Source organism: Streptomyces sp. ISL-87 (assembly GCF_018614095.1).
GTDB lineage: Bacteria > Actinomycetota > Actinomycetes > Streptomycetales > Streptomycetaceae > Streptomyces.
In genome coordinates, this window is the sequence record NZ_JAGGOY010000017.1 from 1 (window position 1) to 25822 (window position 25822).

Here is a 25822-nt window from a genome sequence, read left to right on the forward strand (position 1 = left end):
CCCCTGCCCCCGCCCCCGCCCGCCCGCGCCCGCGCCCCCGACCCCACCGCAAATAGCCCTTCCGGCGGCGTGTCGTGCGCCCACTCGGCGCACCCTCCGCGCGCCCGCCCCGCGCCTCGCCGAGCATCGGCCGCATGACCGCATTCACCGCGCTGCTCCCGGCCGCCGCCCTGCTGGCGGCGGCCACCGCCCTGCCGCCGCCGCATACCGCCCACGCCGGCCCCGCCGCCGCAACCCCCACCGCCCCCTACGTCGTGGTCCTCAAGGACACCGCGACCCGAGCCCCGGCCGCCCGCGCCCTGGCCGCCGAGGCGGCGGAGTCGGGGGACAAGGTCGGCGCCGTCTACGACACCGCGCTGAGCGGGTTCGCCGTCCGTACGACCGCGGCCCGCGCCGCCGCCCTCGCCGTCGACCCCCGGGTGGCCTCCGTGGAGCCGGACGCCGAGTTCCACACGAGCGACGCGCAGAACCCCGCGCCCTGGCCACTGGACCGGATCGACCAGCGTGAGCTCCCGCTCGACGGTTCCTACACGTACGCCGCGAAGGCGCGGGGTGTCACCGCCTACATCGTGGACACCGGGATCAACACCCGCCACCAGGAGTTCGGGGGCCGCGCCCGGGCCGGCCACAACGCGGTGTTCTTCGAGAGCTCCGCGGACTGCAACGGCCACGGCACGCATGTCGCGGGGACCGTCGGCGGTGCTACGTACGGGGTGGCGAAGGGGGTCTCCCTCGTCGCGGTGAAGGTGGCCGACTGCCGCGGTTCCGCGAGCCTGTCGGACATCCTGAGCGGCCTGGACTGGCTGGTGAAGGACGCCGCCAAGGCCCCCGGGACGCCCGCCGTCGCGAACATGAGCCTGGGCGGCACCCGTAGCTTCGCCCTGGACGCGGCGGTGATGCGGGCGGTCGCCTCCGGGATCACCGTCACCGTGGCGGCCGGCAACGAGGGCGCGGACGCCTGCACCGGATCCCCGGCCCGCGTCCGCCAGGCCCTCACGGTCGCCGCGACCGACGCCCGGGACCGGCGGCCGGCGTTCTCCAACTACGGCTCCTGCGTGGACCTCTCCGCGCCAGGTGTGGCCGTCACCTCTGCCTGGAAGGGCTCCGCCACCGCCCTCGCCCGGGCCACGGGCACCTCCATGGCGGCCCCGCACGTGGCAGGCGTAGCCGCGCTGATCCTGGCGGACGGCATCGCGAAGACCCCGGCCCAGGTCGCCGCGGCACTGGTGCGCGGCGCCGTCTCGGACCACATCAGCGGCCTCCCGGCCGGCACCCCGAACCTGCTCCTGCACACCCCCACGGACAAGTAGACCTTCAGCCCCCTCGCACACCAACCAGTCGGTACCCGATGTCCCATCAGACCCGTTCTGATGGGACATCAATTTGTGTGTCCTTCGGGCGAAAGCAATCCATTGACTTCTCATCACCGCGACGCGTCAATGTCGGCCACCGCACCGGCTCGGCCTCCCCCACACAGCGGGTGGGGGGAGGGTTCGTCTGACGAAGGAGTCGCGACCCAGTGAGTACAACGTTCCGACGAAGAGTTCTGGCCGGGGCGGGCGCCCTTTCCCTGGCACTGACGGGTGGCGTGGTGGGCCTCTCAGGCACCGCGCAGGCGGCGACCAAGACCACCGCTGTGTTCGAGAACTGCGACGCACCGGCGCCGCAGGCAGACGGTTCGGGCAACCAGAACTACACGATCACCCTGCCCGACACGGCCAAGGCCGGCGATGTCGTCCCGATCACGATCGACCCGGGCGCGAGCCCGCTGGTCCCCGGCTTCTCCGTCACCACGGTGAACACCACCAAGATCACCCTCAAGGTCGGTACGACCACCCAGGTGGTCACCAGTCCGCCCGAGACCGTCAGCGTCGTGGCCGGAACCCCGCTCGACCCCAAGGCGTTCTCCGGGACCGTCAAGATCCCCGACGGCACCGAGGGGACCACGGTCGATGTCAAGCTCGACCTCGCGGTGACCGACGCCGACCTCAGCGGCTCGGTCTTCACCACGACCTGCACCCCGGCACCCCGGCCGAGCGCCTCACTCGGCTCGGTCGCCGTCGAGGCGCTGCCCAAGGACCCGGTCACCACCAAGCTGACGCCCAACAGCGGCAAGGCCGGCACCGCCGTCGTCGCCACCGGCGCCAACTTCCCGGCGGGCCCGGTCACCTGCTCCGCCCTGCTCGCGGGCACGGCGACCGGTGACACAGGCACCGGCTCGGCGGACGCGACCGGCGCCGCCACCTGCGACATCACGGTCACCAAGAAGGCCGACGCCATCAAGATCGACGGCTCGGTCACCCCGTACAAGTCCTTCGTGTTCCTGGAGGACCAGGCGGGCGTGAAGAACCCGGTCAACATCGAGGTGCTCCCCGGCCCGCTGGCGCTCGGCCCGAAGGACGGCCAGCCGGCCGTCGCCTTCCCGCCGGTCACCATCAACGGCAAGGCCCAGTCGGTAGTCGGCGTCTTCAACGCCGCGACCGTCCAGGACTTCCGCGGCGGCTCGCTCGGCTGGGACGTGACGGCGACCCGTACTCCGTTCCTGAACGAGACCACCGGCCACTCGATGGCCAAGGCGCAGATCGGCATCCAGCCGTCCTGCACCGTGACCAACCCGGACAGCCCGAGCACCTGCACCGCGGGCACGCCCGGCGCGATCACGGACACCCCGATGAAGGTGGCCTCGCAGGCCGCCGGCGGGGACGAGCTGACCGGTGGTGAGTTCGCCGTCGGCGGCGCCGGGATGATCCAGCTCCCGCCGTTCATGTTCGCCGACAGCTACCAGTCGGTCGTGACCTTCTCGATCGCGTGACCTAGCTCCACCCCGGGGTGGTGCGGCGCTCCGGCGCCGCACCACCTCTTCCCCTGTCCGCCTCGACTGGAGACCTGCCATGCGCATCCGCCGCCCTCTGCACGGCCCGCTCCACGGTCCTCTGCCCGGTCCTCCCGGCCCTCTGCCCGGTCCGCTCCACGGCCTGGTCGGCCTGGGCGGCGTGGTCGGCCTCCTCGCCCTCCTCGGCCTGTCCCTCGGACTCCTGCTGGCGGCCTCCGCTCCCGCCGCGGCCGCGGACAACGGCACCTGGGGGGTGTTCCCGACACCCCCGGCCGGTGCGGCGATCACGGACCGCGGGTACTTCTTCCACCAGGGCCCGGCCGGGACCACCGTCAGCGACAGCGCGACGATCCTGAACTCCTCCGACAAGGAGCTGACGTTCCAGATCTTCGCCACGGACGCCGTGAACACCCCGGCGGGCGGCGCCTTCGCGCTGCTGCCGGTCGACGCCGAGCGCAAGGACGTCGGCGCGTGGATCGCGCTGCCGCCGGAGACCGCTACGACGGTCACCGTGCCGCCCAAGGGCCGCAAGGACATCCCCTTCACCGTGCAGGTCCCGCAGGACGCGACCCCGGGCGACCACGTCGGCGGGATCGTCGCGCTCAACACCCAGCTGGAGGGCGTCCAGGGGGACGGCAAGGTCAAGGTCGGAGTGAAGCGCCAGGTGGGCGCCCGGCTGTACTTCCGCGTGCCGGGGCCGGTGACCCCCGGGCTGAGCGTGGAGGACGTGAAGGTCAGCCGGGCCGCTCCCCTGCTGCCCTGGCTGAAGGACGCCCGCGCCACCGTTTCGTACACGCTGGTCAACCGGGGCAATGTGGTCGTGGAGCCCAAGGTGACGGTGACCGCCGAGGGCCTGCTCGGCCGGAGCGTACTGAACCGCCCGGCCCGCGAACTGAAACTGGTGCTCCTCCCCGGCCAGCGGATCGAACTGACCGAGCCATGGGCGGACGCACCGCAGCTGGACTGGGTCACCGTACGGATCTCAGCCGGGGCGGAGGCCTACCCGGATCTGTCCTCCGACTCCGAGGCCGACTTCGCAGCCGTACCGTGGCCCGCCACAGGCGCACTCGTGCTCCTGACCGGCACAGGCATCGCCTTCCGAACTCTGCGCCGCCGCCGCACGGACGACGACGAACAACGCGAACCCGACCCGACCTTGGCCCGGCCAGCAGGAACCCCCGGCCGGTGAGGGTTGGCCGGGGGCTGCGGTCAGGGGGCTGCGGTCAGGGGTGGTTGTCGGGGTCAGTGGTTGCGGGGGAAGCCGAGGTCCACGCCTGCCGGGGCGTCCGCGGGGTCCGGCCAGCGGGTGGTGACGACCTTGCCGCGGGTGTAGAAGTGGACGCCGTCGTTGCCGTAGATGTGGTGGTCGCCGAAGAGGGAGTCCTTCCAGCCGCCGAAGGAGTGGTAGCCCACCGGCACCGGAATCGGCACGTTGACGCCGACCATGCCGGCCTGGATCTCCAGCTGGAAGCGGCGGGCCGCACCGCCGTCGCGGGTGAAGATCGCGGTGCCGTTGCCGAACGGCGAGGCGTTGATGAGGGCCACGCCCTCCTCGTAGGTCTCGGTGCGCAGCACGCACAGCACCGGGCCGAAGATCTCGTCGCGGTAGGCGTCGGAGTCGGTCTTCACGTTGTCCAGCAGCGACAGGCCGATCCAGTGGCCGTTCTCGTTGCCCTCGACGGTGTAGCCGGTGCCGTCCAGGACCACGTCGGCGCCCTGGGCCGCGGCGCCCTTCACGTACGAGGCGACCTTGTCCCGGTGCGCGGCCGTGATCAGCGGGCCCATCTCGGAGGTCGGGTCGTTGCCGGGGCCGATCTTGATCTTCTCGGCCCGCTCGCGGATCTTGTCCACCAGCTCGTCGGCGATGGAGCCGACGGCCACGACCGCCGAGATCGCCATGCAGCGCTCGCCGGCCGAGCCGTAGGCGGCCGAGACCGCCGCGTCGGCGGCGGCGTCCAGGTCGGCGTCCGGCAGCACCAGCATGTGGTTCTTGGCGCCGCCGAGGGCCTGCACGCGCTTGCCGTTGGCGGAGGCAGTGGTGTGGATGTGGCGGGCGATCGGGGTCGAGCCGACGAAGGACACGGCCGCGATGTCGGGGTGGGCCAGGAGAGCCTCCACCGCGACCTTGTCACCGTGCACGACATTCAGCACGCCCGCCGGCAGACCGGCCTCGCTCGCCAGCTCGGCCAGCTTGTTGGAAGCCGACGGGTCCTTCTCGCTCGGCTTGAGGATGAAGGTGTTTCCGCAGGCCACAGCCAGCGGGAACATCCACATCGGCACCATCGCCGGGAAGTTGAACGGGGTGATGCCCGCGACCACGCCCAGCGGCTGGCGGATCGCGGAGACGTCCACGCGGTTCGAGACGGAGGTCGACAGCTCGCCCTTGAGCTGGGTGGTGATCCCGCAGGCCAGCTCGACGATCTCCAGGCCGCGGGCGACCTCGCCCAGCGCGTCCGAGTGCACCTTGCCGTGCTCGGCGGTGATCAGCTCGGCGATGGCGTCACGGTTGGCGTCCAGCAGGGCGCGGTAGGCGAACAGCACCTTGGTACGGGCGGCCAGCGAGGACTGGCCCCAGCTTTCGAAGGCCTCCTTCGCGATCTGTACCGCCGCGTCGACCTCTTCGGCCGAGGCCAGCGCGACCTGGGTCGTGACCTCGCCGGTGGCCGGGTCGGTGACCGGGCCGTAGTTGCCCGACGCGCCCTCGACGGTCTTGCCACCGATCCAGTGGTTGACGGTCTTCATTGCCTTGCTCCTTCACAGATGGCGACGTCGCTGCGCGGCTTGCCGGTCGTACTCTTCGCGGGCCGAAGCCGCCGCCGCACGGGTCGCGGTCTCGGCCACGGGAACATCCCACCACGCCTGTGCCGGGGGTGGGCCCGACACAGTGTCGGGTGTTCGGGTCTGTGCGTAGACACATGTGGGACGGTCCGCCGCCCGCGCCTCGGCGAGGGCTTTCCGCAGGTCACCGATGGTGCGGGTGCGGATCACGGCCATCCCGAGGGAGGCCGCGTTGGCCGCGAGGTCCAGGGGCAGGGGCTCCCCGCTGTACGAACCGTCCGCCGCCCGGAAGCGGTACGCGGTCCCGAAGCCCTCGCCGCCCACCGCTCCCGAGAGGCCTCCGATCGACGCGTACCCGTGGTTGTCGAGGATCACCACCTTGATCGGGACGCCCTCCTGCACCGCGGTGACGATCTCGGTCGGATTCATCAGGTACGTCCCGTCGCCGACCAGCGCCCAGACCGGGCGGCCGGGCGCGGCGAGGGCGGTGCCGATGGCGGCCGGGATCTCGTAGCCCATGCAGGAGTACCCGTACTCCACGTGGTACTGGTCGGCGGACCGGGCCCGCCAGAGCTTGTGCAGGTCGCCGGGCAGGGAGCCGGCGGCGTTGATCAGGATGTCGCGTTCATCGACGATCCCGTCGAGCAGCCCGAGCACCTGGGCCTGGGTGGGGGCCGCGTCCTCGTCGGCGTCCGGCACCGCGTAGGCCTGGTCGACCCGCAGCTCCCAGCGCTTCTTCCTTTCTTTGTACGTCGACTCGTACGCGGGATCCACCCGGTACCCGGTGACCGCTTGCCGCAGCTCGGCCACGGTTTCGCGGGCGTCACCGACGAGCGGCCGGGCGGTGAGCTTGTGGGCGTCGTACGGGTCGAGGTTGATCCCGATGAACCGCACGCCCGGGTGCTGGAACAAAGTCGCCGAGGCGGTGGTGAAATCGGTCAGCCGGGTCCCGGCGGCGATCACCAGATCGGCCCCGCGGGCCAGCTCGGCGGCGGTCGCCGTGCCCGTGTGCCCGATCCCGCCCACCTCGGCGGGGTGGTCGTAGGGGAGCACGCCCTTGCCCGCCTGGGTGGTGGCCACCGGAATGCCGGTGGCCTCGGCGAACTCCGCCAGGGCGCTCTGGGCTTCGCTGTGCCGGATCCCGCCCCCGGCGATGATCAGGGGGCGCGCGCAGGCCCGTACCGCCTCGGCGGCCTGGGCGAGCTCCGTACGGTCGGGGCGCGGCCGCCGCACCCCCCACACCCGCTCGCGGAAGAACTCCTCGGGCCAGTCGTACGCCTCGACCTGCACATCCTGCGGCAGCGCGAGGGTGACGGCGCCGGTCTGCACCGGGTCGGTGAGCACGCGCACGGCCTGGAGGGCGGCCGGGATCAGGGCCTCGGGGCGGGTGATCCGGTCGAAGTGGCGGGAGACGGGCCGCAGGGCGTCGTTGACGGAGATGTCCCCGGCGTAGGGCACTTCGAGCTGTTGCAGCACCGGATCGGCGGGCCGCGTCGCGAAGGCGTCCCCGGGCAGGAGCAGCACGGGCAGCCGGTTGACGGTGGCGAGGGCTGCCCCGGTGACCAGATTCGTCGCCCCGGGCCCGATGGAGGTGGTGACGGCGTGCGCGGACAGCCGCCCGCGCTGGCGGGCGTACCCGACGGCGGCGTGCACCATGGCCTGCTCGTTGCGCCCTTGCAGGAAGGGCATGTCCTCCTGGCCGGTCTCCAGGAGCGCCTGCCCGATGCCGGCCACGTTCCCGTGTCCGAAGATTCCCCAGGTGGCGGCGATCAGCCGGTGCCGGCGGCCGTCGCGCTCGGTGTACTGGCGCGCCAGGAACCGTACGAGGGCCTGCGCGACGGTGAGCCTCATCGGGTCTCCTCCTCCGCTCGATCTCGGTAGAAGGGCAGCCGGGGGTCGATGTCCTGGCCGGCCCAAGTGCCCCGGATCCAGCCGTGGTCGGGGTGATCGCGGATCAGCCACTCCCGGGTCTCCCCGGGGCCGGCCATCACATTGAGGTAGTACATGGCGTGCCCGGGCGCCGCGATCGAGGGCCCGTGCCAGCCGTCCGGGATCAGCACCGCGTCTCCGGTCCTCACCTCGGTGAGGATGTCGGTCTTCCCCGCGGGGGAGGGGGTGACACGCTGATATCCGAGACCGGGGGTACCGTCGTGCGGCTCGATCTCGAAGTAGTAGATCTCCTCCAGGCGGGATTCGTGTCCCGGGTGGTGCTCGTCGTGCTTGTGGGGCGGGTACGAGGACCAGTTTCCGCCGGGGGTGAGCACCTCGACGGCGATGAGCCGGTCGCAGGCGAAGGTGTCGGCGGCGGCGAAGTTGTTGACCTGCCGGGAACACTGACCGGCCCCGCGCAGCTCCACGGGGACGTCTTCGGCCGCCCCGTACCGGGCGGGCAGGACGTGCTCGCAGCGGGCCCCGACGAGCGCGAATCGTCCCCCTGCGGCGGAGCCGATCTCCGCGTTGCCGCCCCGGGGGAGATACGCGAAGTCGGTCAGGGCCGTGAACACGCTCTCGCGGCCGCGCAGTTCGAACACGGCGTCCGGGGCCCCCGCGGGGCGGGGGGACGGCTCCGCGCAGCGGACCACGCACCCCCCGGCCAGCGGGAGGACGATCCACTCACGGTCCCCGCACGGGTGAGCGTACGTATCCCCCGCCCCCAGCGTCAGGATCCGCAGCGCCGTGTGGTCCATCTCGTGCGACCCGGTCACCGTCACGACCCCAGCACCTCCTCCACTTCCTTCGCGTACGGCATCGCCGAGGAGCACGCCAGCCGCGAAGCCACGATCGCCCCCGCCGCGTTGGCGTACCGCAGTACCCGCCCGAGTTCCCACCCCTCCAGCAGCCCATGGCACAGGGCCCCGCCGAACGCGTCCCCCGCCCCCAGCCCGTTCACCACCTCGACGGGAACCGGCGGAACCTCCAGCACCAGCCCGTCCCGGTGCACGGCCAGCACGCCCTCCGGCCCGCGCTTGACCACCGCCAGTTCCACCCCGGCCGCCAGCAGGGCCATCGCCGCGGCGTGCGGCTCCGCCTCCCCCGTCGCGATCGCGCATTCCGCCAGGTTGCCCACCGCCACCGTCGCCAGGCCCAGGGCCCGCTCGTACCAAGGCCGGGGCTCCTCCCCCGACCACAGCATCGGCCGCCAGTCCAGGTCGAAGACCGTGATCCCGGACTTCGCCCGGGCCTCCAGCGCGCCCAGGGTCGCCGTACGACTCGGCTCCTGGCTCAGCCCGGTCCCCGTCATCCAGAACACCCGCGCGGACCGCACCGCCTCCAGGTCCACCTCCCCCGGTTCGATCTCCAGGTCGGGCGCCTTCGGCGAGCGGTAGAAGTACAGCGGGAAATGGTCCGGCGGGAACACCTCGCAGAAGGTGACCGGCGTCGGGTAGGCAGCCACCTCCGCCACCCACCGGTCGTCCACCCCGAACCCGCGCAGCTCCGCCCGGAGATACGCCCCGAAGGGGTCCGCGCCGGTCCGGGTGATCACCGCCACCCGCCGCCCCAGCCGCGCCGCCGCGACCGCGACGTTCGTCGGGGAGCCGCCCAGGAACTTGCCGAAGGTGTCCGCCTCCGCGAGCGGTACACCGATTCTCAGCGGGTAGAGATCCACCCCGATCCGCCCCATCGTGATCAGGTCGAACCCCAGCCCGTCCGCAGTGGTCACAGGCACTCCTCCCACGTCTCCCAGTCGTCCTTACAGCCCATTCGAGCCTCGCCCCCTAAGGTGGCCGCCATGACGTCCTCCCCACCCGCGTTGACCCGTATCCGCATCGGTTCGGCTCCGGACTCCTGGGGTGTCTGGTTCCCGGAGGACCCCGAGCAGACCCCTTGGGAACGGTTCCTCGACGAGGTCGCCGATGCCGGGTACGAGTGGATCGAACTCGGCCCGTACGGCTATCTCCCCACCGATCCCGCACGCCTCGCCGACGAAACCGCCAAGCGCGGCCTGCGCGTTTCCGCGGGCACCGTCTTCACCGGACTCCATCACGGGCCCGCCGTGTGGGAGGACACCTGGGAGCACGTGTCGCGGATCGCCGCGCTCGCCCAGGCCATGGGTGCGGCGCACCTCGTCGTGATCCCGTCCTTCTGGCGCGACGACAAGACCGGCGGGGTGCTGGAGGACCGCACCCTCTCCGCCGGGCAATGGCGCGAACTGACCACCCAGACCGAGCGCCTGGGCCGGGAGGTCCAGGACCGGTACGGGCTGCGGATCGTCGTGCACCCGCATGCCGACACCCACATCGACACCCCGGAGAACGTGGCCCGCTTCCTCGACGCCACCGACCCCGCCCTGGTCTCCCTCTGCCTGGACACCGGGCACTACGCGTACTGCGGCGGGGACAGCGTCCAGGCCATCGAGGCCTTCGGCGAACGCATCGGCTACCTCCACCTCAAGCAGGTGGATCCGCGGATCCTCGCCGAAGTCGTGGCCGGGCAGGTGCCCTTCGGGCCGGCGGTGGCCCGCGGGGTGATGTGCGAACCGCCGTCGGGGGTGCCCGCGCTGGAGCCCGTACTGGCCGCGGCGCAGCGGCTCGGCGTGGACCTCTTCGCCATCGTGGAGCAGGACATGTACCCCTGCCCGCCCGACCAGCCGCTGCCGATCGCCCGCCGCACCCGCTCCTACCTGCGCTCCTGTGGCGCCCGCTGACCAGCTGAAGGGAACTTGAGATGAGCAGCACGCTAGGCATCGCCGTCATCGGGACGGGGAAGATGGGCGCCGACCATGTCCGCCGGATCGGTGGGACGGTCGGCGGGGCCCGGGTGGTGGCCGTGGCCGACCCCGACGGGGACCGGGCCAAGGAGGTCGCGGCGGGCCTGGACGGCGCGAGCGTCCATACGGATCCGGCGGCCGCGATAGCCGCGCCCGGGGTGCAGGCCGTACTGATCGCCTCCCCGGGGCCCGCCCACGAGGAAGCCATCCGGCACGCCCTGGAGCGGGAGCTGCCGGTGCTGTGCGAGAAGCCGCTGACCCCGGACCCGGCGGGGGCGCTGCGCGTGATGGAGGCGGAACAGCGGCTGGGCCGGCGCCTGGTCCAGGTCGGGTTCATGCGGCGGTACGACGCCGAGTACGAGCGGCTCAAGGAGCTGCTGGACGCGGGCGGGATCGGGCGGCCGCTGTTCCTTCACTGCCGCCACCGCAATGCCACCTCGCCGTCCTTCTTCACCAGCGACATGCTGATCAGCGACTCCGTGGTGCATGAGGTGGACGCGGCCCGCTGGCTGCTCGGCCAGGAGATCACCGCCGTGTCGGTGCTCTCCCCCACGCCCTCCTCGGCGGCCCCCGAGGGGCTGCGCGATCCCCGGCTGGTGCTGCTGGAGACCTCCGGCGGGGCGATCGTCGATGTGGAGATCTTCGTCAACTGCGGTTTCGGCTACCAGGTGCAGTGCGAGGCGGTCGGCGAGGCCGGCAGCGCCCGCATCGGGGACGGCCACGCGATGGTCGTCCAGTCCGCCGGCCGGTGGGGCGGGGAGATCGCCCAGGACTTCACCGTGCGCTTCGCCGACGCCTACGACCGCCAGTTGCGGCGGTGGGTGGCCCAAGCCGCCCGGGGCCGGGTCGAGGGCCCCACCGCCTGGGACGGCTATGCCGCGGCCGCCGTCTCCGAGGCGGGCCTCACGGCCGCGCGCACCGGTACGCGCACCACCGTGGAACTGGCGGACCGGCCGCCCCTCTACCACTGACCTGTCGCCGCACCCCGCACGCCGCGCCCGCGGGGCCGGTTCATCACGCTCACCCCCTTGTGGCGCATCTGTCACAGCGGTCGCCCTTGTGTCACGCATGTCCGCGTTACGCGGTTCTTCCGTCACAGACAGTCGACAGACACTCCCCTGCTCTCGCCCAGCGTCGTTCTCCGGGAACTACCCGAGTGATCGTCACTGTTCACGCGTCGGCTCCCCCGACGGCCTCCCGGCCGGCCCCGCGGCGTGGACAAGGAGGTGTCGTGGATGAGCGACCGACAGCTGTGGTCGTACAAGGAGATCGCCGCCCATATCCGGGTCCAGCCGGATACGGTGCGCTCCTACCGCAAGCACGGGCTGCTTCCCGCGCCCGATCACCAGGAGGGTGGCAAGCCCTACTGGTACGCCGACAGCATCCGCGCCTGGGTGGCCCGCCGACCCGGCAACCGGGGGCGCCGCGAGGACTAACCGGGGCCGGTTCCCGGGGCGGCCGGGGTCCCCTCGGACCCCGGCCGCCCGAAGGCCCCGGCCGCCCGAAGGACCGCCGACCCGGAGCCCCCGCCGGCCCCGGTCGGGCCGCGCGCTATCGGCTCCCGGCCGGTATCTTCTCCGGCTCCCCCGCCTCCGGCCCGGCCGACTCCGCCGAATCCGCCGCCTCGGTCGAATCCGCCGAATCCGCCGGCACTGCCGCCGGCGCGGACTCCCCCTCGCTCAGACCGAACCGCTCGTGGAGCCTGCGCAGCGGGCCCGGCGCCCACCAGGTGGCCTTCCCGGTCAGCTTCATGACCGCCGGGACCAGGAGACTGCGGACGACCATCGCGTCCATCAGCACGGCCAGCGCGATCCCGAGCCCCAGCATCTTGGTGTTGGTGACCCGCGAGGTGCCGATGGCCACCATCACCACCGCCAGGATCACGGCAGCCGCGGTGATCAGCCCGCCGGTGCGCGCCAACCCGGTGCGCACCGCCCCCTCGTGGTCCCCGGTGCGGTCGTACTCCTCCTTGATCCGGGATATGAGGAACACCCCGTAGTCCATGGAGAGCCCGAAGGCGATGCAGAACATCAGCACGGGCAGGGTGGTCTCGATGTCCCCGGTGGAGGTGAAGGAGAGCAGTCCGGAGAGGTTGCCCTCCTGGAAGACCCACACCACCGCTCCGAACATCGCCGTCAGGCTCAGCGCGTTGAGCAATATCGCCTGAAGGGGTATGAGCACGCTGCCGGTGAGCAGGAAGACCAGCAGCAGCGTGGCCAGTACCACCAAGGCCAGCGCCGCGGGCAGCTTCTCGGCTATGGCGTCCTGGGCGTCGACGAGCACCGCCGCCTGTCCGGTCACGGAGGTCTCGAAGGGGGCGTCCACCTTCCGCACTTCGCCGACCAGGTCCCGGGCCTGCTGCCCCACGGCTTCGCCCTCGGTGATCACCGAGAAGTACGCGGACCGCGCGCCGGGGCCGGAACTGACCGGGCCGTCCACCCGGAGCACCCCCTCCAGACCGGCCACCCGCTGCCGGTAGGCGTCGAGGTCGGCGGGGCTCCGCGCCCCCTCGGCCAGCACGATCAGCCCGCTCCCGGGGCTGCCCGGGAAGCCGTCCCGGATCTGCTGCTGCACCAGATGCGATGAAGCGGTCTCCGGCAGCTGGCGGTCGTCCACGGTGCCGAACTTCACCCCGAGGAAGGGCAGTCCGAGGAGCAGCAGCCCCGCCGTGGTGGCCACGGCGAACAACGGGGCCCGGCGCATCACCAGCGCGGTCGACCGCGCCCAGCCCCGCCCCGACTCGCCGGAAGCACCGGAGGCGAGGCCGGCCTCCTCGGCACCGGCGCCGCCCGGGCCCGCCTTACGCCGGCGCCGCCGCCACAGCTGGCGCAGGTCGAGGGAGTTGACCCGCTCCCCGAGCAGCACCAGCGCCGCCGGCAGCAGGATCAGCGCGGCCGCCGCCGCGAGCAGGACCACCGCGACCCCGGCGTAGGCGAAGGAGCGCAGGAAGTACATGGGGAAGAACAGCATCGCCGAGAGCGCGACCGCGACGGTCAGCGCCGAGAACAGCACGGTGCGCCCGGCGGTGCGCAGGGTGGCTCCGATGGCCCCCACCGGGTCCCGGCCGGCCGCGAGCTCCTCGCGGAACCTCCGCACGATGAACAGGGCGTAGTCGATGGCGAGCCCGAGGCCGAGCGCGGTGGTGAGGTTCTGGGCGAAGACGGAGACGTCGGTGAATTCGGTGAGGCCCCGCAGCACGGCGTTGGTGCCGATGATGGCGACGATGCCGACGCCGAGCGGCAGCAGGGCGGCGATGGCGCTGCCGAAGACGAGGATCAGCAGGACGAGCGTCACCGGCAGGGCGATCAGCTCGGCGCGCAGCAGGTCCTCCTGGATGGTGGCGGTCACCTCGCGCTGGACCGCAACCCGCCCGCCGAGGGAGACCCGCACCGGTCCGTGCTCGCCCTCGTAGCGCGGGGCTATCCGCGCCACTACCTCGGTGGCGGCCTTCTCGTCGCCGACCACCCGGGCGGCGATCAGCGCCTGCCGCCCATCCTCGGAGCGCAGGGTGGGCAGCTGTGTGCGCCAGTACGAGCCGACCCCGGTCACCCCCGGCTCGGCGGCGAGCCGGGTGGTCAGCCGCTCCGCCTCGGCGGCGACGGCGGGATCGTCCACCCCGGCCTTCCCCACCCCGGCGCCCGCGTCGACGAGGAGCAGCAGATTGGGCTGGGAGGACGGGAATTCGCGCTCCAGGGCCTCGGTGGCATAGGTGGACCGGGCGTCCGGGTCCTCCCAGCCGCCGCTGCCCATCCGGGCGGCGGCGCCGCCGCCCGCGAACACGGCCAGTGCCGTGACCACCAGGGCGAGCAGCAGCGAGAGCCGCGGCCGGGCCGTGACGAACCGGGTCCACCAGCCGCTCTCCCCGGGCGACGGCGGTTTCTTGACTTCGGACATGGCTCGGTGTCCCCTTCACCGTGATTGCCAGGACATTTAGACTGGCAAACACGAGCAGTCGCTCGCGTTTCCCAAGAATGCGAGTGACCTCTCGCGTTTGTCAATCACCCACGGGAAGCAAAGGAATGGGACATGCCGAAGGACCCCCAGGCCGCACCGACGGACAAAGGTGCTGAAAAGGACTCGGAGGCGGCGGGCACCCCGCGCCGCCGCCAGGCCCGCGGGGAACGCCGGATCGCCCAGCTCCTGGCGGCGGCGGCCGGCGTGTTCTGCCGTACCGGCTACGCCGCGGCCAGCACGAACGCCATCGCGCGCGAGGCCGGCGTCTCACCGGGCACGCTCTACCAGTTCTTCCCGAACAAGGAGGCCATCGCGGTCGAGCTGGGCGGCCACCTGCTGCACCGCGCGCACGAGCTGCACGGCCAGGCCTTCCTGCCCGAGAACCTGTCCAAGCCGCTGCCCGAGCTGCTGGACGCCGTCCTCGACCCGGTGATCGCCTTCAACTGCGAGAACCCGGCTTTCTGGGCCCTCATGCACGGCTCCGGCGTCCCCGGCATGACCCAGGAGCACGAGGAGCTTCACTCCAACCTGCTCACCCGGGTCGAAGGCGTCCTGCGCACCTACACCCCGGAGGCCACGTCGGCCGAGCTCGCCCACACCTCGAACATGATCCTGGGAATCTTCAAGGCGGCGCTGGACCTGATCCTGGCTCACGAGGGCGCCGAACGGGCCGCCTACATCACCGAACTGAAGACCGTCCTGCTGCGCTACCTGGAGCCGATGGTCACCGCGACTCCCCCTCGCTGACCCGGGCTCACGAAGGCGGCCCCGAGACCGAATCCGCCCCTGCCATGGGCGCGAGCAGCGCGATCGTCCTGATCAGGAGGAGAGCCCCGCGTGCGCCACGCCTTGGGCGTGCCGTTTACATACGGTTCACGGGGACTTGTCCATCACAACCCGCCCGGCGGGAAAGAACTGCTGAAGATGCTCGCTTCGATACCCCCTAGGGGTATAGTCTCTGAGTGTCGGGGAGGACGGTTGGAGTGAATCGCCGCCCCGCCCGGCGACCGGACTCGCACGCCCCCGAAGAGGAGAACGACATGACCGCCGAGACGGAAACCCAGCAGTCGGCCGGTTCCTGCTGCTCCAGCACCAGCTCCTGCCACGACAGCGCGGCGGACGTCCAGACCGGCGCAGTCACCACCGTCTACCGGGTGACCGGCATGACCTGCGGGCACTGCGAGGGCGCGGTGACCGCCGAGCTCACCGCCCTGCCGGGCGTCAGCTCGGTCAAGGCCGTGGCCGCGACCGGCGAGGTCACCGTGGTCTCCGCCGCCCCGCTCGCCGAGGACGACGTGCGCGCCGCGGTGGACGAGGCCGGATACGAGCTCGCCGCCGACCAGGCCTGAGCACCTCCTCCACGCAGTACCTCGTCGGGCCGTACCGGCCAGCTCATACTGGTTCCGTACGGCCCGGCCTTCCCCCTGGAGCCGGACATGAGCAGCAGCACAGTGCACGACGGACCCATAGCGGCATCCGAAGCGGTCGAGGCCACCGAAACGACCGAGACGGCCGAGGTCGAGCTGACCATCGGCGGGATGACCTGCGCCTCCTGCGCGGCCCGCATCGAGAAGAAGCTGAACCGGATGGACGGCGTCACCGCCACGGTGAACTACGCCACCGAGAAGGCCCGGGTCTCCTACGCGGATGACGTACAGGTCGCCGACCTCATCGCGACCGTCGTGAAGACGGGGTACACGGCGCAGGAGCCCCCGCCGCCGGCGCCGCAGCCCACGACGCCCGCGACGGACACCGCCACGGCCGCACCGGAGCCCGAGGAGGTACGGGACCCCGAGCTGACGGCGCTGCGCGGGCGACTGCTGGTCTCCGCGGCCCTCGCCCTCCCCGTCGTGCTGCTCGCGATGATCCCGGCCCTCCAGTTCGACAACTGGCAGTGGCTCTCGCTCACCCTCGCCGCCCCCGTCGTCGTCTGGGGCGCCCTCCCCTTCCACAAGGCCGCCTGGACCAACGCCCGGCACGGCGCCGCCACCATGGACACCCTGGTCTCGGTCGGCACCCTCGCCGCCTTCGCCTGGTCGCTGTGGGCCCTGTTCTTCGGGACCGCCGGGATGACCGGCATGCGCCACGGGTTCGACTTCGCCATCTCGCGCACCGACGGCTCCTCCACCATCTATCTGGAGGTCGCGGCCGGCGTCGTCAGCTTCATCCTGCTCGGCCGCTACCTGGAGGCCCGCTCCAAGCGGAAGGCGGGCGCCGCGCTCAAGGCCCTGCTGGAACTGGGCGCCAAGGACGTGGCCGTCCTGCGCGGCGGTGCGGAGGTCCGCATCCCGGTGAGCGCCCTCGTGGTCGGCGACCTGTTCGTCGTCCGCCCCGGCGAGAAGATCGCCACCGACGGCACCGTCGTCGAGGGCAGCTCCGCCGTGGACGCCTCGATGCTGACCGGTGAGTCGCTCCCGGTGGAGGTCACGGCCGGAGACCCGGTCACCGGCGCCACCGTCAACGCCTCCGGCCGCCTGGTCGTCGAGGCCACCCGGGTCGGCGCGGACACCCAGCTCGCCCGGATGGCCCGGCTGGTGGAGGACGCGCAGAACGGCAAGGCCGAGGTGCAGCGCCTCGCCGACCGGATCTCCGGGGTCTTCGTACCGGTCGTACTGCTTCTCGCGCTCGGCACCTGGGTGACCTGGCTGCTGATCACCGACAACCCGACGGCCGCCTTCACCGCCGCCGTGGCCGTCCTGATCATCGCCTGCCCGTGCGCCCTGGGGCTGGCCACCCCGACCGCGCTGATGGTCGGCACCGGCCGCGGCGCGCAGCTCGGCATCCTCATCAAGGGGCCCGAGGTGCTGGAGTCCACCCGCCGGGTGGACACCGTAGTGCTGGACAAGACCGGCACGGTCACCACCGGCCGGATGACCCTCGGGGCGGTGCACACCGCCGAGGGCGTGGACGAGAAGGAGCTGCTCCGCCTCGCGGGCTCCCTGGAGCACGCCTCCGAGCACCCGATCGCGCAGGCCGTCGCCGCGGGCGCGGCCGAGCTGGCGGGCGATCTGCCGGTCCCTGAGAGCTTCGAGAACGTGGCCGGGCTCGGCGTGCAGGGCGTGGTCGACGGGCACGCCGTCCTGGTGGGCCGCGAGCGGCTGCTGTCCGACTGGGCGATCACCCTGCCCGCCGGGCTCGCGCAGGCCAAGGAGGCCGCCGAGGCCGCCGGCAGCACCGCGGTGCTGGTGGCCTGGGACGGGGCGGCCCGAGGGGTCCTGACGGTGGCTGACGCGGTCAAGGAGACCAGCGCCGAGGCGGTCGCCCTGCTGCGGGCGCTGGGCCTCACCCCGGTACTGCTGACCGGCGACAACCGGGCCGTGGCCGAGACGGTGGCCCGCGAGGTGGGCATCGACGAGGTGATCGCCGAGGTGCTCCCGCAGGACAAGGTCGACGTCGTGCGCCGCCTCCAGGCGGAGGGCCGTACGGTCGCCATGGTGGGCGACGGGGTCAACGACGCGGCCGCCCTCGCCCAGGCCGACCTCGGCCTGGCCATGGGCACCGGCACCGACGCGGCCATCGAGGCGGGCGACCTGACCCTCGTACGGGGCGATCTGCGGGTGGCGGCGGACGCGATCCGGCTCTCGCGGCGGACCCTGTCGACCATCAAGGGCAACCTTTTCTGGGCCTTCGGCTACAACGTGGCGGCGCTGCCGCTGGCGGCCGCCGGACTGCTCAACCCGATGATTGCAGGGGCTGCGATGGCCTTCTCCTCCGTTTTCGTGGTCAGCAACAGCCTCCGGTTGCGATCCTTCCGGTAGTGGATCGTCTCCCCGGTTCCGGCACAGTTCCTTCACGGGAGACGCAGATCACAGTGATCTGAACGTAACCATCGGGCGGTGCCACGGGTCTAATGGGGCGATGCCAAGAACGTCTTGGGGGACGTTCACGGGAGTCTTGGGGGATTCCCGAGGCATCAGCCGGCCGGGACGCGTGCTCAAAGGGGAGCTTTGAGCGGCCCTCCCGACCCGTACGGGTCCCGGCAATAACCCAAGGGGTGCACACCTCGTGTGCACTCCTCGCCGACGCCCCGGCTCGGGTCCCGTGGGGGGAATCCGTTCCGGGGAAAGGAAAGCGCCCCGACCGTCGACCCGTGGGGGGATCGGCGGCGGGGCGCTTTTCGCTGCTTCGGGGCGCCGCGCTGTCTACGGGAGACAGCGCCCGGCGTCCTTGGCTCCGCGGGCCTCGGCTCAGCGGCCCTGACTCAGGGCGCCCTGGGCTCAGCGGCCTTGGCTCAGCGGCCTTGGCTCAGCGGGCCTCGACCGGGACGAAGTCGCGCAGGACCTCGCCGGTGTAGATCTGGCGCGGGCGGCCGATGCGGGAACCCGGCTCCTTGATCATCTCGTGCCACTGCGCGATCCAGCCGGGAAGGCGGCCGAGCGCGAAGAGCACGGTGAACATCTCGGTCGGGAAGCCCATGGCCCGGTAGATCAGACCGGTGTAGAAGTCCACGTTCGGGTAGAGGTTGCGCTCGACGAAGTACTCGTCGGCAAGCGCGTGCTCTTCCAGCTTGAGCGCGATGTCGAGCAGCTCGTCGCTCTTGCCGAGCGCCGAGAGGACATCGTGCGCCGCAGCCTTGATGATCTTCGCCCGGGGGTCGAAGCTCTTGTAGACGCGGTGCCCGAAGCCCATCAGGCGGACGCCGTCTTCCTTGTTCTTCACCTTGCGGATGAAGGCGTCGACGTCGCCGCCGTCGGCCTTGATGCCTTCCAGCATCTCCAGCACCGACTGGTTGGCGCCACCGTGCAGGGGGCCCCACAGGGCCGAGATGCCGGCGGAGATCGAGGCGAACATGTTCGCCTGCGAGGAGCCGACCAGGCGCACGGTGGAGGTCGAGCAGTTCTGCTCGTGGTCCGCGTGCAGGATCAGCAGCTTGTCGAGCGCCGAGACCACGACCGGGTCCAGGTCGTACTCCTGGGCCGGCACGGAGAACGTCATGCGCAGGAAGTTCTCGACGTAGCCGAGGTCGTTGCGCGGGTAGACGACCGGGTGGCCGACAGACTTCTTGTACGCGTAGGCCGCGATCGTCGGAAGCTTGGCCAGCAGCCGGATCGTCGAGAGGTTGCGCTGCGTCTCGTCGAACGGGTTGTGGCTGTCCTGGTAGAACGTCGACAGCGCGCTGACCACGGAGGACAGCATCGCCATCGGGTGCGCGTCACGCGGGAAGCCGTCGTAGAAGCGCTTCACGTCCTCGTGCAGCAGCGTGTGCTGGGTGATCTCGTTGCGGAACGACGCGAGCTGGTCGACGGTCGGCAGCTCACCGTTGATCAGCAGGTACGCGACCTCGATGAAGGTCGAACGCTCGGCCAGCTGCTCGATCGGGTAACCGCGGTAGCGCAGGATGCCCTGTTCTCCGTCGAGGTAGGTAATCGCGGACTTGTACGCCGCGGTGTTGCCGTAGCCGCTGTCCAAGGTGACGAGCCCGGTCTGGGCCCGCAGCTTCGAGATGTCGAAGCCCTGGTCACCGACGGTGCTCTCGACCACCGGGTAGGTGTATTCACCGTCCGCGTACCGGAGTACTACAGAGTTGTCGCTCACGTCATCCCTCACCGACGTAGTGCCTCTTCTTCGAGGTGCCCTGACTGCCTCTACCTTCCCCCATTTGGCACAGGAGAGTGCACTCGGGGTCGGCCTTTGGTTCTTTTGACGGCACTGAGTGCCTTCAACCTGCTCATCCTGCCCCCTCCGCACGGTGGCGAGAACCCCAAATGATCGATCATCTAGGTGATGTTTCCCACCGGTATGCGGCCGGACAGCCTGGGCGCGACCGCCGTGTACCTCCTGCCTGCGGAAACGGTACGCACCGCCTGGCCGAGGGCTTTGCGGGACCCGACCAGCACGACCAATTTCTTCGCCCTGGTCACCGCCGTGTAGAGCAAATTTCGCTGGAGCATCATCCAAGCCCCGGTGGTGACCGGGATCACCACCGCGGGATATTCACTCCCCTGCGAGCGGTGGATGGTGATGGCGTACGCGTGGGCCAGTTCGTCCAGCTCCGAGAACTCGTACGCGACCTCCTCGTCCTCCTCCGTCCGCACGGTCAGCCGCTGTTCGTCCAGGTCGAGGCCGGTGACCACGCCGACGGTGCCGTTGAAGACACCGTTGGCCCCCTTCTCGTAGTTGTTCCGGATCTGGGTCACCTTGTCGCCCACCCGGAAGAGCCGGCCGCCGAAGCGCTTCTCGGCCAGGTCCGGCCGGGCCGGGGTGATGGCCTGCTGGAGCAGGCCGTTGAGGTTTCCGGCGCCGGCCGGGCCCCGGTGCATGGGCGCGAGCACCTGGATGTCCCGGCGCGGGTCGAGCCCGAATCTGGCCGGAATCCTGCGCGCGGCCACATCCACCGTGAGCCGGCCGGCCTCCTCGGTGTCCTCCTCGGGGAAGAGGAAGAAGTCCGGCATCCCGTGGGTGATGGGCGGCAGGCCGGTGTTGATCCGGTGGGCGTTGGTCACCACGCCCGACTGCTGGGCCTGCCGGAAGATCGTGGTGAGCCGGACCGCGGGCACCGGGCCGCCCTCGGCCAGCAGGTCGCGCAGCACCTCGCCGGCGCCGACCGAGGGAAGTTGGTCCACATCCCCGACCAGCAGCAGGTGCGCCCCCGGGGCCACGGCTTTGACCAGCTTGTTCGCCAGCAGGAGGTCCAGCATCGAGGCCTCGTCCACGACGACCAGGTCCGCGTCGAGCGGCCGCTCCCGGTCGTACGCCGCGTCCCCGCCCGGCTTGAGCTCCAGCAGGCGGTGCACGGTGGAGGCATCGGCGCCGGTGAGCTCCGAGAGGCGCTTCGCGGCCCGGCCGGTGGGGGCGGCGAGCACGACCTTGGCCTTCTTGGCCCGGGCCAGCTCCACGATCGAGCGCACGGTGAAGGACTTGCCGCAGCCCGGCCCGCCGGTGAGGACCGCGACCCGGCGGGTGAGGGCGAGCTTCACGGCGTCCCGCTGCTCGGGCGCCAGCGTGGCCCCGGTCCGCCCCGCGAGCCAGCCGAGGGCCTTGTCCCAGTCCACGTCCTGGAAGGCCGGCATCCGGTCGTCCTCGGCGTGCAGGAGCCTGCGTACCTGCCCCACCAGCGACAGCTCGGCGCGGTGGAAGGGCACCAGGTACACGGCGGTGAGGTCCGGGCCGCCCTGCGGGTCCGGCACGGATTCCCGTACGACACCCTCCGGGTCGGCGGCCAGCTCGGCCAGGCAATCGATGACCAGCCCCGTGTCCACCTGGAGCAGCTTGACCCCGTCGGCGATGAGCCGGTCCTCGGGCAGGAAGCAGTGGCCCTGGTCGGTGGACTGGGACAGGGCGTACTGGAGTCCGGCCTTGACCCGCTCCGGGCTGTCGTGCGGGATGCCGACGGCCTGGGCGATCCGGTCCGCGGTGAGGAAGCCGATGCCCCAGACGTCGGCGGCGAGCCGGTAGGGCTGGTTCTTCACCACCGAGATGGAGGCGTCTGCGTACTTCTTGTAGATGCGGACCGCGATGGAGGTGGAGACGCCGACGCCCTGGAGGAAGACCATGACCTCCTTGATGGCCTTCTGCTCCTCCCAGGCGGCGCCGATCAGCTTGGTCCGCTTGGGCCCCAGCCCGGGCACCTCGATCAGCCGCTTCGGCTCTTCCTCGATGACGTCCAGGGTGTCGGTGCCGAAGTGCTCCACGATCCGGTCGGCGATCTTCGGGCCGATGCCCTTGATCAGGCCGGAGCCGAGGTAGCGGCGGATGCCCTGGATGGTGGCGGGGAGGACGGTCCGGTAGTTCTCCACCGTGAACTGTCTGCCGTACTGCGGGTGGGAGCCCCAGCGGCCCTCCATGCGCAGCGATTCGCCGGGCTGCGCCCCGAGGAGGGCGCCGACGACCGTGAGGAGGTCACCGGAGCCGCGGCCGGTGTCGACCCGGGCGACCGTGTACCCGCTCTCCTCGTTGGCGTAGGTGATGCGCTCCAGCACCCCCTCGACCACCGCCTGTTGCACCACCCCGTTGGTTGTCATGGCACGAAGCTACCGGCAGCCGCCGACAGCGCGCGGAAGCTGTGGACAACTTCGCTGTGGACAACTTCGCTGTGGACAACTTCGCCGTGGCCGACCTCGGAGAACCGAGAAGGGGGTCCGGCCTCTCGGCCGGACCCCCTCACGGTTACCCCTCCCTCGTCGGACTTCCCGATCCCCCCAGATCCCCTCCCGGAAGTGCCGACGCAACATACGACCCGCGATCCACGCAGACGGTTGCACGCCGAGGGGCAGTTTTATTTTTTCTTTGACTCAAGGTGCCGCCAAAACAGCACAGACGTAGTGTTTCGGGGCATGAGCGATCCCTCTTTCCAGGACGACGTGCTCAACGAACTCGGCGACGACAAGCTGACCGAGATCGCCGGCCTGCTCGGCACCGATGCCGACGGTGCGCGCGACACGGTCGCGGCCACCGTCGGGGCGATGACCGGAGACCTCCACCACAGGGCCGCCGCCGATGACGACGAAGGCCACGAGGTCCGCCAGGCCTTCGCGGAGGTGGCCGAGCCCCCGCTGCAAGGCGCGACGACCCTCGGCGGCGGGCCGGGCAGTGGCGGGCTGATGGCCGGAGTGCTCTCCAAGGCGAGCAAGCCCGTGGCCGAAGCCGTCTCGAAGAGGACCGGCATCCCCGCGCCGACCGTCACCCGGGTCATCGAGGTGCTGATCCCGGCGGTCCTGGCGGTCTTCGCCAAGCGCGCGGCCGCCGGCCGGGGCGCCGGAGCCGAAGCCGGAGCGGGCGCCGGAGCCGAAGCCGGAGCCGCCCCCGGCGCGGGCGCCGCCCCGGGCGCGGCCACCGCGGAAGGCGCTGTGCCGGCCGGCGCCGCCCCGGCCGAACGCGGCATCCTCGGCGAACTGATGGGCCGGCTCCTCGGCCGCCGCAAGAAGTAACGGTACCCCCTACCCCCCTACCCCGGAGCCAGACGGGTCCCTCCGCGCTATCCTCGGGCGCCATGGAGCCCCCTGGTGACACCTCTGCCGGACAGGTACGGCTGCGGGATCCCGAGCCCGGCGACCTGGGCTGGATCGTGCAGCGGCACGGCGCGCTCTACGCCGCCGAGTACGGCTGGAACCAGGACTTCGAGGGCCTGGTGGCCCGGATCGTCGCGGATTTCGCCGAGGACCACGACCCGTACCTGGAGCGCGTCTGGATCGCCGAGCTGGACGGCCGCCCGGTCGGCTCGGTGATGTGCGTACGGGAGGACGGTGCGCCCGGCACCGCGCGGCTGCGGCTGCTCCTCGTGGAGCCGGCCGGTCGCGGCCACGACATCGGCGCCCTGCTGGTCGGCACCGTCGTCGCCTTCGCCCGATCGGTCGGCTACCGCGAGCTGGTGCTGTGGACCAACGACGTGCTGACCTCGGCCCGTTCCCTCTACGAGCGCGCCGGGTTCACCCTCGTCGCCGAGCGCCCGCATCGCTCGTACGGCGTCACTCTCACGGGGCAGGACTGGCGGCTGCCGCTACAGGAGGACTCCCCGCACTGACGGATCCGGTACGCGCCGCACCGCGCGCGGGGGCCAGCGAGGTGACCGCCACCCCGCCGACCAGCAGCACCGCCGCGGCCCAGCGCAGCCCCGAGATCCCCTCGCCCAGGACCAGCGCGGCCGAGGACATCCCGAACACCGGCACCAGCAGTGAGAACGGCGCGACCGAGGAGGCCGGGTAGCGGCGCATCAGGTAGCTCCAGGCGCCGAAGCCGAACACGGTCGACACCCAGGCCACGTACCCGATGACGGCCGCCCCCGACCAGTCCAGGGCGCGCAGTGCCGCCAGGTCCCGCTCGGGCCCCTCCAACAGCAGCGAGAGCCCGAACAGCGGCAGCACCGGGACCGTGCACACCCACACCATGAAGTTCATCGCGTCGGGCGGGGACGCCTTGCGGGTCAGCACGTTGGACACGCCCCAGCAGGCGGCGGCCGCCACGACCAGCGCGAAGCCCAGCACCGGCCCGGAGGTGCCCCCGTCCACGGCGGCGACGGCGATCCCGGCCAGTGCGACGGCCATGCCGAGCATCCGGACCCGGCCGGGGCGCTCCTTGAGTACGACGGCGGCGAGGACGGCGGTGAAGACGGCCTGGATCTGGAGCACGAGCGAGGACAGCCCGGCCGGCATTCCGGCGGCCATGCCGGTGAAGAGCAGGCCGAACTTGGCGATGCCGAGGGCCACTCCGACCCCGAGGATCCACTTCCAGGCGACCTTCGGCCGCCCGACGAAGAACACGGCGGGCAGCGCGGCGACGAGGAAGCGCAGGGCGGACAGGAGCAGCGGCGGGAAGTGGCCGAGCCCGATCTCGATGACGACGAAGTTGAACCCCCAGACGGCGGCGACGAGTACGGCGAGTGCGGTGTGTACGGGACGCATGCTCCGAGCATCGACGCCCGAACCATGTAGCACCAGCGCGGATCTCTTCCGTAATGGATGAAGCAATGCTTATGGGTGACCGGGGCGCCGGAGCTGCCTACGATGGACCGCATGCTCGATCTGTCCCGGCTGCGCGCCCTGCATGCCGTCTCCGTCCACGGCTCGGTCGCCGGCGCCGCGGCCGCCCTCGGCTACACCCCTTCCGCCGTCTCCCAGCAGATCGCCAAGCTGGAGCGGGAGACCCGCACGACGCTGCTGGAGCGGCGCGGGCGCGGGGTCGCGCTCACCGAGGAGGCGCGGCATCTGGCCGACACGGCCCAGGAGTTGCTGGCGATCGTGGAGCGCGCCGAGACCACCCTGGAGGAGCGGCGCGGGCAGCCGGGCGGGCTGCTGACGGTGGCCGCCTTCGCCTCGGCCGCGCGCGGGCTGCTGCCGGGGGTGCTGGCCGACCTGGCCCGCCGCCATCCGGCGCTGGACGTCCGCCTCACGGAGGTGGACCCCCATCTGTCGGTGGACCTGGTGGCCCGGGGTGTCACCGATCTGGCGGTGGCCCACGACTGGGACATCGCCCCGCTGCCGTCCCCCGAGGGCATCGAGCAGGCGGTGATCGGGGACGACCGCTGCGACCTCGTCGTACCTGAGAGCCACCCGTTCACCCGGCGCCGGATCATCCGGCGGGCGGACCTCGGCGGCCAGCGCTGGGTGTGCCAGCCGCCCGGCCGGGTCTGCCACGACTGGCTGATGCGGACCTTGCGGACGGCCGGGTTCGAGCCCGACATCGCGCATGTCGCCGAGGAGAACCACACCATCGTCGCCCTCGTCGCGGCCGGGCTCGGGGTGGCGGTCGTGCCGCGCCTGGGCACCGGCGCGCTGCCGCCCGGGGCGGTGGCGGTACCGCTGGAGCCGGGACCCGTACGCAGGCTGTACGCCCTGTGGCGGACCGGTGCGGCCCGCCGGCCCGCGATCACGGAGGCGACCCGGACCCTCCAGGAGCACTGGGCCCGTGCTGCCGCCGGTACGGCTACCGGTACGGCCGCCGATGCCGCCGCCGGTGCCGCCGCCGGTGCCCGTGCTGCCGCCGATGCCGCCGCCGGTTCTGCCGCCGGTACCGCCACCGGTACGGCCGCCGGTACCGCCACCGGAGCCCACCTTCCGGGGGACCCGGCGAGTGTCCGTGGCTCCGCGGGCGTAGCCCCGCAGTAGGGTCCGGCG

General features: G+C 71.8%; 18 protein-coding genes and 2 pseudogenes. 12 read left to right on the forward strand and 8 right to left on the reverse strand.

Annotation, left to right across the window (positions count from 1 at the left end):
• Window positions 1-134: 134 nt before the first annotated feature.
• The 3 genes from J7I97_RS06395 to J7I97_RS06405 all read left to right on the forward strand — a co-directional run bounded on the left by J7I97_RS06395 (window position 135) and on the right by J7I97_RS06405 (window position 4022).
• On the forward strand, window positions 135-1310 hold the full coding sequence (locus tag J7I97_RS06395; RefSeq protein WP_251049453.1) for a S8 family peptidase: 1176 nt from the start codon (window positions 135-137) through the stop codon (window positions 1308-1310).
• A 209-nt stretch (window positions 1311-1519) separates the two neighbouring features.
• Window positions 1520-2812 (forward strand): hypothetical protein, encoded by a 1293-nt coding sequence (locus J7I97_RS06400; protein ID WP_214931533.1) that lies wholly within the window; start codon window positions 1520-1522, stop codon window positions 2810-2812.
• A 79-nt stretch (window positions 2813-2891) separates the two neighbouring features.
• On the forward strand, window positions 2892-4022 hold the full coding sequence (locus tag J7I97_RS06405) for a WxL protein peptidoglycan domain-containing protein (protein ID WP_214931536.1): 1131 nt from the start codon (window positions 2892-2894) through the stop codon (window positions 4020-4022).
• Window positions 4023-4075: 53 nt separating this feature from the next.
• Here the strand turns inward: J7I97_RS06405 and J7I97_RS06410 are convergent, their stop codons facing one another.
• The 4 genes from J7I97_RS06410 to iolC are packed head-to-tail and all read right to left on the reverse strand — an operon-like array spanning window position 4076 to window position 9233.
• On the reverse strand, window positions 4076-5575 hold the full coding sequence (locus tag J7I97_RS06410) for a CoA-acylating methylmalonate-semialdehyde dehydrogenase (protein WP_214931538.1): 1500 nt from the start codon (window positions 5573-5575) through the stop codon (window positions 4076-4078).
• 12 nt (window positions 5576-5587) lie between these two features.
• A complete protein-coding gene (iolD, locus tag J7I97_RS06415) occupies window positions 5588-7462 on the reverse strand; it encodes a 3D-(3,5/4)-trihydroxycyclohexane-1,2-dione acylhydrolase (decyclizing) (protein ID WP_214931540.1) in 1875 nt (624 codons plus the stop codon).
• Window positions 7459-8298, reverse strand: a complete 840-nt coding sequence (iolB, locus tag J7I97_RS06420; protein ID WP_251049463.1) for a 5-deoxy-glucuronate isomerase — start codon at window positions 8296-8298, stop codon at window positions 7459-7461. The genes iolD and iolB overlap by 4 nt, the downstream gene beginning before the upstream one ends.
• 20 nt (window positions 8299-8318) lie before the next feature.
• A complete protein-coding gene (gene iolC, locus J7I97_RS06425; protein WP_214931719.1) occupies window positions 8319-9233 on the reverse strand; it encodes a 5-dehydro-2-deoxygluconokinase in 915 nt (304 codons plus the stop codon).
• Window positions 9234-9341: 108 nt separating this feature from the next.
• Here iolC and J7I97_RS06430 point away from each other — a divergent pair, with 108 nt between their 5' ends.
• The 3 genes from J7I97_RS06430 (at window position 9342) to J7I97_RS06440 (ending at window position 11755) form a co-directional block, all read left to right on the forward strand.
• Window positions 9342-10256 (forward strand): sugar phosphate isomerase/epimerase, encoded by a 915-nt coding sequence (locus tag J7I97_RS06430; RefSeq protein WP_214931544.1) that lies wholly within the window; start codon window positions 9342-9344, stop codon window positions 10254-10256.
• A gap of 20 nt (window positions 10257-10276) precedes the next feature.
• Complete coding sequence (locus J7I97_RS06435) at window positions 10277-11290, forward strand: Gfo/Idh/MocA family protein (RefSeq protein ID WP_214931545.1); 1014 nt, start codon at window positions 10277-10279, stop codon at window positions 11288-11290.
• Window positions 11291-11554: 264 nt separating this feature from the next.
• On the forward strand, window positions 11555-11755 hold the full coding sequence (locus J7I97_RS06440; protein ID WP_214931547.1) for an AlpA family transcriptional regulator: 201 nt from the start codon (window positions 11555-11557) through the stop codon (window positions 11753-11755).
• A gap of 115 nt (window positions 11756-11870) precedes the next feature.
• On the opposite strand, the gene J7I97_RS06445 is transcribed toward J7I97_RS06440, so the two are convergent.
• Window positions 11871-14213, reverse strand: coding sequence for an MMPL family transporter (locus J7I97_RS06445; RefSeq protein WP_214931549.1), 2343 nt, complete (start codon window positions 14211-14213; stop codon window positions 11871-11873).
• Window positions 14214-14345: 132 nt separating this feature from the next.
• Between J7I97_RS06445 and J7I97_RS06450 the strand changes: the two genes are divergently transcribed.
• The 3 genes from J7I97_RS06450 to J7I97_RS06460 all read left to right on the forward strand — a co-directional run bounded on the left by J7I97_RS06450 (window position 14346) and on the right by J7I97_RS06460 (window position 18031).
• Window positions 14346-15020 carry a TetR/AcrR family transcriptional regulator gene (locus J7I97_RS06450; protein WP_214931551.1) on the forward strand — a complete coding sequence of 225 codons (675 nt, stop codon included), beginning with the start codon at window positions 14346-14348 and terminating at the stop codon, window positions 15018-15020.
• Window positions 15021-15313: 293 nt separating this feature from the next.
• Window positions 15314-15622, forward strand: a complete 309-nt coding sequence (locus J7I97_RS06455; protein ID WP_214931553.1) for a heavy-metal-associated domain-containing protein — start codon at window positions 15314-15316, stop codon at window positions 15620-15622.
• Between the two features lie 87 nt (window positions 15623-15709).
• The gene (locus J7I97_RS06460) at window positions 15710-18031 is read left to right on the forward strand and encodes a cation-translocating P-type ATPase (RefSeq protein WP_285441165.1); all 2322 of its coding nucleotides are present in this window, start codon (window positions 15710-15712) and stop codon (window positions 18029-18031) included.
• 487 nt (window positions 18032-18518) lie between these two features.
• On the opposite strand, the gene J7I97_RS06465 is transcribed toward J7I97_RS06460, so the two are convergent.
• Together J7I97_RS06465 and J7I97_RS06470 are read right to left on the reverse strand one after the other, a co-directional pair.
• Entirely contained in the window at window positions 18519-19808 is a 1290-nt protein-coding gene (locus tag J7I97_RS06465; RefSeq protein ID WP_214931555.1) for a citrate synthase, read from the reverse strand.
• A 182-nt stretch (window positions 19809-19990) separates the two neighbouring features.
• Window positions 19991-22234 (reverse strand): ATP-dependent RecD-like DNA helicase, encoded by a 2244-nt coding sequence (locus tag J7I97_RS06470; RefSeq protein WP_251058545.1) that lies wholly within the window; start codon window positions 22232-22234, stop codon window positions 19991-19993.
• A gap of 312 nt (window positions 22235-22546) precedes the next feature.
• On the opposite strand from J7I97_RS06470, the gene J7I97_RS06475 reads away from it, so the two are divergent.
• Together J7I97_RS06475 and J7I97_RS06480 are read left to right on the forward strand one after the other, a co-directional pair.
• The gene (locus J7I97_RS06475) at window positions 22547-23140 is read left to right on the forward strand and encodes a DUF937 domain-containing protein (protein ID WP_251058546.1); all 594 of its coding nucleotides are present in this window, start codon (window positions 22547-22549) and stop codon (window positions 23138-23140) included.
• A 95-nt stretch (window positions 23141-23235) separates the two neighbouring features.
• A pseudogene (locus J7I97_RS06480) lies at window positions 23236-23733 on the forward strand (GNAT family N-acetyltransferase); the annotation flags it as partial.
• On the opposite strand, the gene J7I97_RS06485 reads toward J7I97_RS06480, so the two are convergent.
• The gene (locus J7I97_RS06485; RefSeq protein ID WP_214931559.1) at window positions 23684-24610 is read right to left on the reverse strand and encodes an EamA family transporter; all 927 of its coding nucleotides are present in this window, start codon (window positions 24608-24610) and stop codon (window positions 23684-23686) included. The pseudogene J7I97_RS06480 and the gene J7I97_RS06485 overlap by 50 nt on opposite strands.
• A 111-nt stretch (window positions 24611-24721) precedes the next feature.
• On the opposite strand from J7I97_RS06485, the pseudogene J7I97_RS06490 reads away from it, so the two are divergent.
• Window positions 24722-25624: pseudogene (locus J7I97_RS06490) on the forward strand (LysR substrate-binding domain-containing protein); the annotation flags it as partial.
• Window positions 25625-25822 lie beyond the last annotated feature (198 nt).